This window comes from Aquibacillus saliphilus (assembly GCF_020404745.1).
Lineage (GTDB): Bacteria > Bacillota > Bacilli > Bacillales > Amphibacillaceae > Aquibacillus > Aquibacillus saliphilus.
In genome coordinates this window covers 68,182-81,415 of sequence record NZ_JAIZAP010000011.1, presented here as the reverse complement: position 1 = coordinate 81,415, position 13,234 = coordinate 68,182, and the positions used below count along the sequence as shown (strand labels likewise).

Sequence of the window (13,234 nt, the reverse complement as noted above, 5' to 3'; positions counted from 1 at the left end):
TTTACTCTACCCCCTTATCGTCACGTAACTTAGTCATTCCATAGATAGCTAGTGCTGCAATCCCTAATACTACTATTTCAAATAAAGTATCTATCCCACGAAAATCTACAAGAATAACGTTAACAATGTTGTCTCCGCCACCAAGATCGTGTGAGTTTTCAACAAAATAATCTGAAATGGTTGTGAACCACTTGCTACTGTGTGCCGAGATTGCAACCATGGTCATTAGCGCTCCAAATCCAATTGCAATGGTAGCATTAACTAATTTAGTTTTAACCGATTCAGTTCTAGGTCTTAAGTTAGGTAAGTGATAAAAACATAATAAGAATAATGCTACTGTAATTGTTTCAACCACGAGTTGCGTTAGGGCAAGGTCTGGTGCACGGTAAAATACGAATAATACAGCTAGACCGTAACCAACTACCCCAAGTATAAGAATAGCTGCAACATTATTTCTAGCAAAGACGGTTCCTAGAGCGGCAACAACCATGACAATTGCTATCAATATTTCAGCAGCTGTTACTTCAGCTAAATCATCCATCTTTATCGTAAAACCATTTGTAGTAAACATAGTCGTAAAAGTAACAATCAGTATAGCTACGATAATTAATGCAATGTATCTTCGGATGGAACCATTCATATAACTGTTGGTAATTTTACGAGAATACTTTTCTGAGCCGTCCAAAATTGCGTTGTATGCTTTATTTAGGCTAAGCTTACCCGGAATAAGCAGATAAGTGTTTTTCCATTTATTTCTTAACACGTACAATATCGACCCAACGATAACAACAATTAAGGACATAAAGAGCGGTGCTTTAAATCCATGCCAAAACGCAATGTGTTGATGTACCTCTTCCCCACTTATTGCTTGTGCTGCATGTGCTAATAATGATTCATTGACTATGTTTGGGATTAATCCAATAATAATGACGCCAATAATTAAAAGAGCAGGTGATATTAACATTCCAAGTGGCGCTTCGTGTGGCTTTTTGGGAAGTTCGTCAATATGATTTTTACCTGTGAATGTACCAAAGAATAAATACATTGAATAAACAAAGGTAAAGATACTACCAAAAACAGCCAGGTAAGGAATGCCGGTTCTCATAATTTCAGCAATTAGCAGTGTTGCATCATTTAAGTGCAAAGAAGTCTCAAAGAACATTTCTTTACTGTAAAAGCCGTTGAGAAACGGAAGTGGAACGCCGGCCATAGAAAATGTCCCGAACAAAGCTAATGTTGCAGAAATAGGCATAAAGGTCATGAGACCACCAAGCTTACGAATATCCCTTGAGCCAGTTTCGTGATCAATAATACCTGCAACCATAAACAAACTACCTTTAAATGTTGCATGATTTAAAATATGGAATACTGCAGCAAATGCCGCTGCCTTTGTACCAAAGCCGAGCATAGTCATAATCATACCTAGCTGACTAATGGTTGAAAAGGCTAATATTCCTTTTAAATCGGTTTGTCTTACAGCCATATAAGAACCCCAAACCAAGGTGACAATACCAATTCCACTAACGATAATAAAGAACCATTCATAGGTGGTGAAAATGGGTGAAAATCTTGCAACTAAATAAATTCCAGCCTTAACCATTGTTGCTGAATGGAGATAAGCACTTACAGGTGTAGGTGCTTCCATTGCATCTGGAAGCCAAATATGGAATGGGAATTGTGCGGATTTGGTAAATGCCCCTAACAGAATTAATGCCATTATTAATGGTAGGTAGGGACTATGTAAAATAACATCTGTCTGAGAAATCATTACTTGTATACTTGTTGAACCGGTTATTATCGTTAGTAAAACGAATCCGCCAAGCATACTTAATCCACCAAAGACGGTAATAAGCATTGATTTTAAAGCTCCGTACCTTGATCTTTCTCGGTAATGCCAGTAACCAATTAATAAGAAAGATGAAATAGAAGTTAATTCCCAAAAAGAATATAGGACAAACACATTGTCTGATAGAACAACGCCAAGCATTGCTGTCATAAACATCAGAAGGTACACATAGAAGTGACCTAACCTCTCTGATTTGTGTAAGTAAAAAATAGAATAGAGTGTAACTAGAGTTCCTATTCCACTAATAAGTAAAACAAATAATAAACTAAGTCCATCTAGATAAAAGTCCAATGAAATATTTAGCGATGGAATCCAAGAGTAATTATGAGAGAATGGAGCAAAATTATTGCCTATAAATTGCAAGAAATAAATAAATATAGCTAATGGAACAAATAATACAAATATGCCTGTATGTATCTTATCTTTAAATTTACTTAGATATGGGATGAAACAAGCGATTAGTAGTGGAATAAATACAGCGAATAACATCTACAGGGTCCTCCTTTAAAATAGTGAAACAGGGAGCAATAATACTATTAATTTAACTGACTAACAAGTATTTTATTCTAAGTACAAGAAAGGCCACGTGTATTTAATTATTTATTACTTTTGGGTTGAACGAGACTTTTGTGGCAAAAATGATTCGAAATTGATTTTTGATGAAATTCCACCATTTTAATTAGAACCAAAGAATTTCATAGTTCTTCATTCATTGTAAGCAGAAAATGAATCATTATACAATTGATAGCAAGTGAAAAAAGACATACAATACCTATTGTACCGAAAATAAAAAACTCTTGCCATTATAAATAATGACAAGAGTTCGACAATTTTAGATTATTCTCTATAAAAAACGATTTCTAACCATATTTTCCTAAAGTCAGTTAACTGATCTTGTGAATCAACGATCTTCTTTGGATTTCTTTCTCAATAAGGTAAATAAAATCATGACTTAACTTTAACTCATTTGCTTTGTGATAAGATTCAATTAATAACTCGTCTGATAAATGTTCCAAATTAATAGTCCCTCCCGTATTGGAAGTCTACTTCTGATACCCTTTTAGGGAATTGAAGCATGTCTTATAAGTTATTATAACTTTATCATGAAAGGAGAAGTGGTACAAGTTATAAGTTATCTACAGGCGCCTGTATATAACTTGTTAATAACATGAATTTCTCTTAAATAAAGCTTGTCATATCAATAGTTGATTTGTGAATAAAGTTATCCACAATGAGAGGGATGTAATAATTTGTCGAAGGATTATTTGATAAATTTTCATGTTTTCGCATAAATATGGTAAGTTTACCAACTTTTTTTTGAAAGAAGCAGCTAAATTGTATATTATGAATAAGGAGCAATAATAGAAATGCTAAGTAAATTGAGGTGAAGGTTCATTGATTAAAAGGTTTTTACCAAATGAACATGTAAAGAGTATTTTCGAGATAAAGCCGGAAGATTTAAAAAGTAAAGGAATAAATGGAATTATTACAGATTTAGATAACACACTTGTTGCATGGGATGTAAGGGATGCAACACCAGAGATTATCAAGTGGTTTAATTTAATGAATGAGCACAATATTAAAGTAACGATAATTTCGAATAATAAGGAAGAGCGTGTAAGGCTTTTTTCAGAACCCCTAAATACACCTTTTGTGTATAGTGCAAGAAAACCCTTAGGACAAGCGTTTAAAAAGGCTGCTAAGGCAATGAAGCTAGATAAAAAAGAGGTAGTTGTGATTGGTGATCAGCTAATGACGGATGTTCTCGGTGGAAACAGCTCTGGGTTTTATACAATTTTAGTTGTCCCTATCGTTCAAACAGATGGAAAAATGACGAGAATTAACCGTCAAATTGAACGGAGGATATTAAGCTGGATGAGGAAAAAAGGAATGATTACTTGGGAGGAATAACTATGCAAGAGGAAATAAAATGCCAGGGATGTGGAATATCGATTCAATCCGAGGATCAAAATGAACCGGGATTTGTACCGAATTCTGCAATGAATAACGAAAATATTATCTGTAAACGATGTTTCAGATTGAAACATTATAATGAAGTTCAGGACGTATCTTTTACTGATGATGATTATTTAACTATGATAAGTCAAATTAGAAATACAGACGCACTTATCGTTAATATAGTAGATATTTTTGACTTTAATGGGAGCTTCATAAATAGTTTGCAACGACTTACTGGGAAAAATCCAATAATACTTGTCGGTAATAAAGTTGATTTACTGCCGAAATCTACGAATAAGAACAAATTAAGACATTGGATGAAAAAATCTGCAAAAGATTTAGGATTAACTGTTCAGGAGGTCTATCTAATCTCTGCTGTTAAAGGCCAGGGAATGGATGAATTAGAATCAGCAATAGAGGATTACCGCTCTGAAAAAGATGTGTATGTGGTTGGAAGTACAAATGTTGGTAAATCGACGTTTATTAATCGATTAATAGACAGAACAACAGGTGTTGATGATGCTATTACAACTTCTTATTTTCCTGGTACAACCTTAGGTTTTATTGACATTCCTTTAGATGATAAAACTTCATTATATGATACACCGGGTGTAATCAACCGTAATCAAATGGCCCATTATATTTCAGAGCAGGATTTAAAAGTTGTCACACCTAGTAAAGAAATTAAACCAAGGGTTTTTCAATTGAACGAGAAACAAACATTATACTTCGGCGGGTTAGCGAGATTGGATTTTGAAAAAGGCGAAAAACAATCTTTTGTTTGTTATTTTTCTAACCAACTCACTATTCATCGTACGAAGCTAGAAAAAGCTGACAGTCTATATGAAAATCATTTAGGTGAATTGCTATCACCACCCAACAGTGAAACAATGGAGAAATTACCACCCTTAAAGAAACAATCCTTCCGTTTGAAAGACAGCAAAACCGATATTGTTTTTCCGGGTCTAGGTTGGGTTACTATTTTAGAAGGTAATACGACTGTTACGACTCACAGTCCAGAGGGAGTTTCAGTTTCCATAAGAACATCTTTAATTTAAGGGGAGAAAGACATGCCGTTAAAATTAGGATTAATTGGTTATCCTATAAGCCACTCCCTTTCGCCATGGATACATGATCAATTCATGGAAAAGTTAGGAATGGACGGGGAATATGTATTATATGAGATAACAAAAAGTGAGTTAGAAACAACTATAAATCAGTTCAAAGAAAAGGGAATGGATGGATTTAATGTTACGGTTCCATACAAGGAGGCAATTATTCCCTTTTTGGATTCGCTGCATCCTGATGCTGAAAAAATCGGTGCGGTAAATACAGTTGTAATGGAGAATGGAAAGTTAAAGGGCTATAACACGGATGGTCAGGGCTATGTGCGTTCAATAAAACAATCATTCCCAGACCTAGTTGAATCAAGTAAAAGAGTGTTATTACTAGGTGCTGGTGGTGCGGCTCGAGGGATTTATCGAGCACTAACAAATGAATCATTTAAAGAAATTGATATTGCGAACCGTACAACTGAAAAAGCTAAAAGTCTTCTTGAAGTTAATCAAACAGGAATTGAAACAAAAATTCTATCTTTTGATCAAGCTGAAGATACTTTAGCCAATTATGACTTAATTATTCAGACAACATCGGTTGGTATGAAACCTTATATAAATGATCAAATAATTTCTCTCGAAAATTTACGTGCTGGAACTGTGGCAAGTGATATCATTTATCAACCAATAGCAACAACATTCTTAAACAATGCAGAAAAACAACAAGGACGAATACATCTAGGTCATTCCATGTTGTTATATCAAGCTCAATTAGCTTTTCAGATTTGGACCGGAAAACAGGTTCCATTAGATACAACCCTTTTAAAACTTGAACAAAGATTGCGAGGAATTTAAAACTATGTTAACAGGAAAACAAAAAAGATTTTTACGTTCAAAAGCTCATCATTTAAATCCGATTTTTCAAGTCGGAAAAACTGGTGTGAATGAAAATATGATCATTCAAATCGATGAAGCTTTAGAAAAAAGAGAAATAATAAAAGTATCTATTCTCCAAAATTGTATGGAGGATAAAGGTGAAGTAGCAGAACAGTTAGCTGATGGTACAAATGCTGAAGTTGTACAAATAATTGGTAATATCATTGTTTTGTATAAGGAATCTGTGGAAAATAAACAGTTGAGATTACCATAAATAGTTTCCGAACATGAACAATTTTCCTTTTTTAGTAGTTAGGAGTCTTAAGTTTGAACAAAAAGGAGTCGAATATGAAAAAGGTTGGTTTGTTAGGGGGGACGTTTGACCCTCCACACTATGGACATCTGATGATTGCAGAGGAAGTCTATCAGGCTTTAGATTTAAATGAGGTATGGTTTATTCCTTCATATGAACCACCTCATAAAGAAAAGTCTACTACTTGTGCTGAACACAGAATAAGTATGATACAAGAGGCAATAATTGATAACAATCATTTTCTACTTAATACTATTGAAGTGGAACGTTTAGGCAAGTCCTATACTATTGATACAGTAAAAAAACTACAAGAGTCATATCCCGATATACAATTTTATTTTATCATTGGGGCGGATATGGTGGAATACTTATCGAAATGGTTTAAAATAGATGAACTTATTAAAATCATTCAATTCGTTGGGGTTAAACGGAATAAATATCAATTAGATACTATTTATCCAATCATTGAAGTTGAAATCCCAGGTATGGATGTTTCTTCAACAATGGTTAGGGAACGATTGCGCGAAGGGAAAACAATTAGATACTTAGTTCCACCTCAAGTGTTAGAAAAGATAGAGGAGCATAATTTATATGGATCGAAATGAGGCATTATCGCTAGTTGAGCCGCATTTAAAAAAGCCTCGTTTTGAACATACAAAACGAGTTGCTGACACTGCTATAAATTTAGCAAGATTGTTTGGTGAGGATATTAAGGATACGGATCTTGCAGCCATCTTTCATGATTATGCCAAGTATCGTGATAAAGAGGAGCTTAAGCGATGGATTTTAACTGAATCTTTACCAAAGGACTTGTTATCTTACCACCACGAATTGTGGCATGGTCCAGTTGGAGCAATACTTGTTAAACGAGAACTTGGAGTTGAAAATGAACAGGTGCTTAGTGCAATTCATTGGCACACAACAGGGAAAGCGGGTATGTCTAAACTAGATAAAATAATCTTCCTTGCTGACTATATAGAACCAGGTAGACAGTTCCCTGGTGTCGATGAAGTAAGAGAACAAGCTGACAAGAATTTGAATGTAGCGTGCTGGATGGCATCTAGAAATACAATTGAATTTCTAATGAAGAAAAATCAACCAATTTATCCGGATACGTTTCATGCCTATAATGATTTGTTGCACCAAAGGAATCAAAACTAATTGGAGGGAAAGATAATGGATAGTAAACAACTTGCTGAATATGCAGCTAAAGCTTGTGATGACAAACGAGCAGAAGATATTGTTGTATTAGATATGAAAGATGTTTCTTTAATCGCTGATTATTTCTTAATATGTGAGGGAACGAATGAACGTCAAGTTCAATCAATTGCGCGAGGAATTAAAGAAATGGCTGCTGAGATTGATATGGATGTGAAACGATTAGAAGGATTTGAACAAGCGCGCTGGATTCTTGTAGATTTAGGTGATGTAGTCTGCCACGTTTTTCATAAAGAAGAAAGAAATTACTATAATCTTGAACGATTATGGGGAGATGCTCCATTAATCGAATTAAACATGCAACAAGAGGGTTAATTATATGTCCTATGCAAAAATGGCCCAAGTGTACGACGTTCTGATGCAAGATGCACCTTATGACAGCTGGTTAGAGTTTGCCAAGGTAATGTTTGATAGACATGGCGAAAAGGTAATTAATGTAGCTGATTTAGGCTGCGGAACAGGTCAAGTAACTAGAAGATTAGCTCATAGTGGTTTGAATGTGGTTGGTGTTGATAATTCGAATGATATGTTAACCTATGCTCAACAAGCTGCAACAAATGAACGGCTATCCATTCAGTGGATTAATCAGGATTTACGTGAGCTGCAAGGCTTCAATGAATTAGACGCAGTAGTAAGTTTTTGTGATGTAATTAATTATATTGTTGATAAATCAGATGTTGAACTAGTGTTTAAAAATGTTTATCAAATGTTAAAGGCAAATGGTGTTTTTATTTTCGATGTGCATTCCATTGATCACGTCGAAAAAGACCTTAAGGATCAAACATTTGCTGAAATATATGATGACATATCCTATGTTTGGTTATGTCAAAGTGGCGAGAATATTGGAGAGATCTTCCATGATTTAACCTTCTTCGTTCAAGATGGAGACTATTATGACCGTTTCGATGAAAGTCATCATCAACGAACGTTTCCAGTAGAATCTTATACCAACCTATTAAAGCAACAAGGTTTTGAGGTTAAAGGGGTATATGCGGACTTTGATACTGAATCAAATGATTTGAAAGAAGATGACCAACGACTTTTTTTTGTGTGTAAAAAAACGTGAGGCAGCCCAAAAAAGCTACCTCGCGTTTTTTCTAAATAATTTTTAATTAAGACAAAAAGGGTTTTGCAATGTTTTGTCGAATTTATTAAACTAACCTCCTAACATTTGGTTATTAACCTTATCAATATCTTCTTGGTATTTAGCGTGTGTCGCCTGTATTAAATTGTGAAATAATTCGCCTATATCCTGATCCATTGCCTTAATTCCTTCTCCAGTAACGCCACCTTTAACACAAACCTTCTCTATTAATTCTGGCAATGTATAATGTCCATCCTCTAATAACTTTCCAAACCCGATAAACATTTTTTCTGTTAAATTTGTGGCCATTTTTTTATTAATATCTGTTTCATAGGTAGCGGCTTCGATAAATTGTTCAGCAAGATATCCGAAAAATGCAGGACCACAGGAGACAATATCAGAAGCCATACGAGTTATATTATCTTCGATGATTTTTGGTGTTGAGTAAATACGACTGCTTTGCAGTAAGTAAGCTTTCATTTCCTTAGTAATTTGTTCTCCGAAAGAGGCTAGAGTAACTCCCGATAAAGCACGATTGGTGATACTAGGAATCATACGAGCAACTTGACAGGGTACTAATGACTCTAAGCGTGCAACTGAATATGGGCTAGTTATTGAAACAATACACTGGTCTTTTCTTAAAGATCCATATAAACCAACTAAAAGAGGGTGAATCTCTAGGGGTTTTACACAAATATAAATAATATCTACTTTTTCAACAAGGTGATAAACATCTTCGCACACATGGACGCTTGGATACCTTTCTTTAATGGAGTATGCTTTGTTAATTGTTCTATTAGTAATATATAAATTATTTTCTTCGATTACATGGGATGACATCCACGAATCAATCAGAATTTCACCCATATTTCCCGTTCCGATGACTCCCCATTTCATAGTGCTCCCTCCTTTTTTACGCATATATAACTACATTCTATGTTTCAATTTAATAACTTATGAAAAGGAGTGTCATTTTTATGCTCTTTATCAAAAATAATTGGTTACTTCTATTAATTCTTTCAATGATTGCCCTTTTCTTCATTTATGATTCTATTAACCAAAGAAATAACGATGCTGAATTTAAAAAAGAGCAAGAAATAGTTACAACAATCGCAACTAATGAAAACGTAGAAGAGATAGAGGTTACAAAAGAAAAACAACTTATGTATATTGATATAAAAGGTGAGGTAGAATCACCCGGTGTGTATCAGGTTGAGGCAGATAAAAGAGTGAGCGATTTAATTGATTTAGCAGGAGGTTTTACCGAAAATGCTAATGTAGAATATGTTAATCTTGCTCAAAAAGTATTTGATGAAATGGTAATTCTCGTTCCTATTCAAGGAGAGGAAATTAATGAACAAGGTGTTTCAGATCAACCTTCAGATAGTAAAGTGCGAATTAATTATGCAACAATGGAAGAGCTCTTAACATTACCCGGAATTGGAAGTGTAAAAGCGGAGGCAATTATACAGTATCGCGAGCAATATGGTCATTTTAAAGTTGTTGAAGATTTAGTTCAGGTTACCGGTATTGGAGATAAAACACTTGAGAAAATAAAGGGTGAAATTTTGGTTCCTTAGTAAGTTGACTAAATGGTTTGGACGAGGGTAAACTGGTGTAAATAAAGTGAACTTTTGTTTAAGTAATTAAAATCTATGAATGGTTTACTTAAACGGATTAAAGGTGGGGAAACAATGATGGAACGCATCTCATGGGATCAATATTATATGGCTCAAAGCCATCTTTTAGCTTTGAGAAGTACATGTGAGCGGCTGATGGTTGGAGCAACAATAGTGCGAGATAAAAGAATAATTGCAGGGGGCTATAATGGAAGTGTTTCTGGTAGTATCCACTGTATTGATGAGGGATGCTATGTAATTGATGGGCACTGCGTTCGAACGATTCATGCTGAAATGAATTCACTACTTCAATGTGCAAAGTTTGGTGTAGCAACAGATGGCGCTGAAATGTATGTTACGCATTTTCCTTGTCTGCAGTGCTGTAAGTCTATAATACAAGCTGGAATCCAAACCGTATATTACGCAAATGATTATAAAAATAACCCTTATGCTAAAGAATTATTTTCAGATGCCGGTATAAAAGTCGAGAAAGTAATTCTTGATCAAGTCGCAGTTGATTTACATAAACAAGAAAAGAAAGACTATGTTGATACTCTTTTAGAAAAGTTAGAAACAACCTCGATGAATAAAGAAGAGATAGAAAAGGCTAAGTTGGAAGTGGAACGTCTTTTCAAATAAACTAAACATCCTTCATTGGAATCACTGATGGTTATCTTGTTGTGTTAGGAAACTATAAAATGGACTGCTGTGTATAATTATCTCCTAAGATAGCCATATCCAGCTCCGGCACCTCCTCCGCGCCTTAGGTCTTAAGACACTCTATGTTGAAAGAACGCAGGCGCGGAGGCTTATCTTAAGCTTGTCGGGGTTGAGCAAGGCGCCCCTGAGCTTTTGTTCACTAATGTAGTTACCTTCAGTTACACATATATTTGGTATCTTGTATGTGTTAGAAATGTATATTGTCGAACAACATATTGGAAATGAGGTGTGTATAGCAGTGAAAGGTCATTGGCATCTCATTGCAATTTCTTATTTAGCTGTAAGCCTTACAACTTCTTATTATCTACTATTATTTTATTGTTTATTTATTATCTGGTTGTACCAAAAACGCAGGTTATTGAAGCTTCAATTGTTGTTTATTTTATCTACCCTCGTTATTTTCTTTATAGTAGGTGATGAACAGTCCCCTGCCACTTCAAAATTTGAATCTCTCCAATCAACCGAAATTACTGGGAAAATCGTTTCTTCAGTTACTAATACGAAAAATAAGGTTGAATTTAAAATGATCGAAGATAAAAGTAATCAAAAAACTTTGGTCACACTTTTTAAAAATCCAAATGATCAATACAATTATACGGATCTTAATGTAAATCTAGGTGCTAGTTGTAAAGTGTTTGGTGAACGAGAATACCCTCCTCAAAGTAAAAATCCAGGTCAATTTGATTATCAGAAGTATTTAAAACAGAATGGTGTTAACTTTATAATCACTATTAATAATCCGGAAAATCTAAAGTGTTTTGGGTCATCTAAACTAAATAGCGTTCATATGCTGCGAGATAAACTTTTAAGTGATCCTGTTCAAAGGTTGAGTTCTTTCACATCAGGCTGGCTACGAGCTTTAGTACTCGGGGATGATGGTGGAATTAGTTTAGAATCAGAAGAGATTTTTCAAAGATGGAGCTTATCACATTTACTAGCAATTTCTGGACTTCATGTGGGTTTAATTGTTGGTATTATCTATTTTATATTAGTGAAGTTCCAACTATTAACAAAAGAAAAAGCGCAAGGTCTTTTAATTATTTTGCTTCCTATTTATGCTATCTTAGCTGGTGGTGCTCCTTCGGTATGGAGATCATCCTTAATGACAGTAGCTTTTTTATTATTAATCAAGTTAAAATCAAGGTTAAGTGTTACAGATGTGATAAGCTTTGTTTTTCTAGTATTTGTTATTTATGACGCTAATATACTGTATCAATTAGGCTTTCAATTTTCATTTATCGTTACATTTGGGTTATTGATTTCTAGAAATATACTAGCCCAACCTTATCCTAAATGGTTTACTATTTTTTTTATAAGTGTCATCAGTCAGTTATCCATTCTTCCATTGCAAATCAATCAGTTTTATTTCTTTAATCCTATGTCTATTTTTATCAATCTCCTCTACGTTCCTTATTTTTCATTAATTGTCATTCCGTTAATGTTCTTTACCTTCCTCTCTCTTTACTTAATGCCACCTGTAGCATTTGTTTTGGATTGGATTTTCATAAGTATCCATCAGCCCGCTTTAAAACTATTGTCTATAGTTGACCATTTTCTTTATTATCCATTAGTAATTGGAAAAACAGAAGTATTTTATTGGCTGATTTATTACCTTTTGTTTTATTTACTTATGAAACATATTCAACAAAAACAACAGAATCAAGCGTTGAAATATGGTGGTGTTTTAATATTTCTGCTTTTATTTCTAACTGTAAAACCTTATTTGAATCCATATGGCACAGTAACAATGTTAGATATAGGACAAGGTGACAGCTTTATTATTGAATTGCCATACCGAAAAAGTATTATCTTTATTGACGCTGCTGGAACGGTATCAACAGATTTTGTAACACCGTCTGATAAAATCTTTAAGCAGGTTATTAAGCCATACTTATATTCGAGGGGAATTTTAAAAATTGATTCAATAGTTCTTACACATAATGATCATGATCACGTTGGGAGCGTGCCATTTATCGTGGATCAATTTAGAGTAGATCAACTAGTAATTAGTCGATACTTTCAATTCACTGATAGTATGGCAAGTATGTTAGCTCAAAATAATACTTCGATCCAAACAGTGGAAGCAGGCGATCGAATCAAGATTGATAAACAAACCATTCAAGTTTTATTTCCAAAGGATGACAAGGGAGCAACGAATGAAAACTCTCTTGTGCTTTATAGTGAAATTGGAGGTATCAGATGGCTTTTTACCGGAGATATTAATTCGGAAATTGAAAATGAGATGATTCGCACCTATCCGGAAATTGGAATTGATGTTCTAAAAGTCGCGCATCATGGTAGTAATACGTCAACATCTGAAGAATTTCTTAGTCATACACAACCACGGTTTGCTTGGATATCAGTGGGTGAAAATAATCGTTATGGTCACCCTAATCAAGAAGTTATCGAACGATTAGAAAAATATAACATCGTAATCATGAGGACAGATGAAAAAGGTGCGATACAATATAAATTTAAGGGTCAAGGTGGAACATTTCATTCATTTTTGCCATAAGATAATCATGAAGCCACAGATAAAGAAAA

General features: G+C 34.3%; 14 protein-coding genes. 11 read left to right on the top strand and 3 right to left on the bottom strand.

Annotated elements, in window-relative coordinates; genetic code table 11:
- Nucleotide 1: 1 nt before the first annotated feature.
- Together LD272_RS12680 and LD272_RS12675 are read right to left on the bottom strand one after the other, a co-directional pair.
- The gene (locus LD272_RS12680; RefSeq protein ID WP_226036971.1) at nt 2-2,335 is read right to left on the bottom strand and encodes a Na+/H+ antiporter subunit A; all 2,334 of its coding nucleotides are present in this window, start codon (nt 2,333-2,335) and stop codon (nt 2-4) included.
- Between the two features lie 395 nt (nt 2,336-2,730).
- Nucleotides 2,731-2,862 carry a sporulation histidine kinase inhibitor Sda gene (locus tag LD272_RS12675; protein ID WP_226036970.1) on the bottom strand — a complete coding sequence of 44 codons (132 nt, stop codon included), beginning with the start codon at nt 2,860-2,862 and terminating at the stop codon, nt 2,731-2,733.
- A gap of 379 nt (nt 2,863-3,241) precedes the next feature.
- Between LD272_RS12675 and LD272_RS12670 the strand changes: the two genes are divergently transcribed.
- Genes LD272_RS12670 through LD272_RS12635 form a run of 8 tightly spaced genes read left to right on the top strand, consistent with a single transcriptional unit; the run spans nt 3,242 to nt 8,333 of the window.
- Nucleotides 3,242-3,757 carry a YqeG family HAD IIIA-type phosphatase gene (locus LD272_RS12670; protein ID WP_226036969.1) on the top strand — a complete coding sequence of 172 codons (516 nt, stop codon included), beginning with the start codon at nt 3,242-3,244 and terminating at the stop codon, nt 3,755-3,757.
- Between the two features lie 2 nt (nt 3,758-3,759).
- Nucleotides 3,760-4,863 carry a ribosome biogenesis GTPase YqeH gene (gene yqeH / locus LD272_RS12665; protein ID WP_226036968.1) on the top strand — a complete coding sequence of 368 codons (1,104 nt, stop codon included), beginning with the start codon at nt 3,760-3,762 and terminating at the stop codon, nt 4,861-4,863.
- Nucleotides 4,864-4,875: 12 nt separating this feature from the next.
- Nucleotides 4,876-5,715, top strand: coding sequence for a shikimate dehydrogenase (gene aroE / locus LD272_RS12660; RefSeq protein WP_226036967.1), 840 nt, complete (start codon nt 4,876-4,878; stop codon nt 5,713-5,715).
- A 4-nt stretch (nt 5,716-5,719) separates the two neighbouring features.
- Entirely contained in the window at nt 5,720-6,010 is a 291-nt protein-coding gene (gene yhbY / locus LD272_RS12655) for a ribosome assembly RNA-binding protein YhbY (RefSeq protein ID WP_226036966.1), read from the top strand.
- Nucleotides 6,011-6,063: 53 nt separating this feature from the next.
- Nucleotides 6,064-6,654, top strand: a complete 591-nt coding sequence (locus LD272_RS12650) for a nicotinate-nucleotide adenylyltransferase (RefSeq protein WP_369413976.1) — start codon at nt 6,064-6,066, stop codon at nt 6,652-6,654.
- The gene (yqeK, locus tag LD272_RS12645; RefSeq protein ID WP_226036965.1) at nt 6,641-7,210 is read left to right on the top strand and encodes a bis(5'-nucleosyl)-tetraphosphatase (symmetrical) YqeK; all 570 of its coding nucleotides are present in this window, start codon (nt 6,641-6,643) and stop codon (nt 7,208-7,210) included. The genes LD272_RS12650 and yqeK overlap by 14 nt, the downstream gene beginning before the upstream one ends.
- Before the next feature lie 15 nt (nt 7,211-7,225).
- Nucleotides 7,226-7,582, top strand: a complete 357-nt coding sequence (gene rsfS / locus LD272_RS12640) for a ribosome silencing factor (RefSeq protein WP_226036964.1) — start codon at nt 7,226-7,228, stop codon at nt 7,580-7,582.
- 4 nt (nt 7,583-7,586) lie between these two features.
- Nucleotides 7,587-8,333, top strand: coding sequence for a class I SAM-dependent DNA methyltransferase (locus LD272_RS12635; RefSeq protein WP_226036963.1), 747 nt, complete (start codon nt 7,587-7,589; stop codon nt 8,331-8,333).
- A 90-nt stretch (nt 8,334-8,423) separates the two neighbouring features.
- On the opposite strand, the gene comER is transcribed toward LD272_RS12635, so the two are convergent.
- The gene (comER, locus tag LD272_RS12630) at nt 8,424-9,248 is read right to left on the bottom strand and encodes a late competence protein ComER (RefSeq protein ID WP_226036962.1); all 825 of its coding nucleotides are present in this window, start codon (nt 9,246-9,248) and stop codon (nt 8,424-8,426) included.
- An 80-nt stretch (nt 9,249-9,328) separates the two neighbouring features.
- Between comER and LD272_RS12625 the strand changes: the two genes are divergently transcribed.
- The 3 genes from LD272_RS12625 to LD272_RS12615 all read left to right on the top strand — a co-directional run bounded on the left by LD272_RS12625 (nt 9,329) and on the right by LD272_RS12615 (nt 13,205).
- A complete protein-coding gene (locus LD272_RS12625; RefSeq protein ID WP_226036961.1) occupies nt 9,329-9,931 on the top strand; it encodes a helix-hairpin-helix domain-containing protein in 603 nt (200 codons plus the stop codon).
- A gap of 117 nt (nt 9,932-10,048) precedes the next feature.
- Nucleotides 10,049-10,609, top strand: a complete 561-nt coding sequence (locus LD272_RS12620; protein WP_226037038.1) for a ComE operon protein 2 — start codon at nt 10,049-10,051, stop codon at nt 10,607-10,609.
- 319 nt (nt 10,610-10,928) lie between these two features.
- On the top strand, nt 10,929-13,205 hold the full coding sequence (locus tag LD272_RS12615; protein WP_226036960.1) for a DNA internalization-related competence protein ComEC/Rec2: 2,277 nt from the start codon (nt 10,929-10,931) through the stop codon (nt 13,203-13,205).
- The last annotated feature ends 29 nt before the right edge of the window (nt 13,206-13,234 follow it).

Coding starts and splice junctions, on each gene's coding strand:
- yqeK (WP_226036965.1), top strand. CDS start 6,641: ATGGATCGAAATGAGGCATTATCGCTAGTTGAGCCGCATTTAAAAAAG.
- LD272_RS12620 (WP_226037038.1), top strand. CDS start 10,049: ATGGAACGCATCTCATGGGATCAATATTATATGGCTCAAAGCCATCTT.
- rsfS (WP_226036964.1), top strand. CDS start 7,226: ATGGATAGTAAACAACTTGCTGAATATGCAGCTAAAGCTTGTGATGAC.
- LD272_RS12625 (WP_226036961.1), top strand. CDS start 9,329: ATGCTCTTTATCAAAAATAATTGGTTACTTCTATTAATTCTTTCAATG.
- LD272_RS12680 (WP_226036971.1), bottom strand. CDS start 2,335: ATGTTATTCGCTGTATTTATTCCACTACTAATCGCTTGTTTCATCCCA.
- aroE (WP_226036967.1), top strand. CDS start 4,876: ATGCCGTTAAAATTAGGATTAATTGGTTATCCTATAAGCCACTCCCTT.
- comER (WP_226036962.1), bottom strand. CDS start 9,248: ATGAAATGGGGAGTCATCGGAACGGGAAATATGGGTGAAATTCTGATT.
- yhbY (WP_226036966.1), top strand. CDS start 5,720: ATGTTAACAGGAAAACAAAAAAGATTTTTACGTTCAAAAGCTCATCAT.
- LD272_RS12635 (WP_226036963.1), top strand. CDS start 7,587: ATGTCCTATGCAAAAATGGCCCAAGTGTACGACGTTCTGATGCAAGAT.
- yqeH (WP_226036968.1), top strand. CDS start 3,760: ATGCAAGAGGAAATAAAATGCCAGGGATGTGGAATATCGATTCAATCC.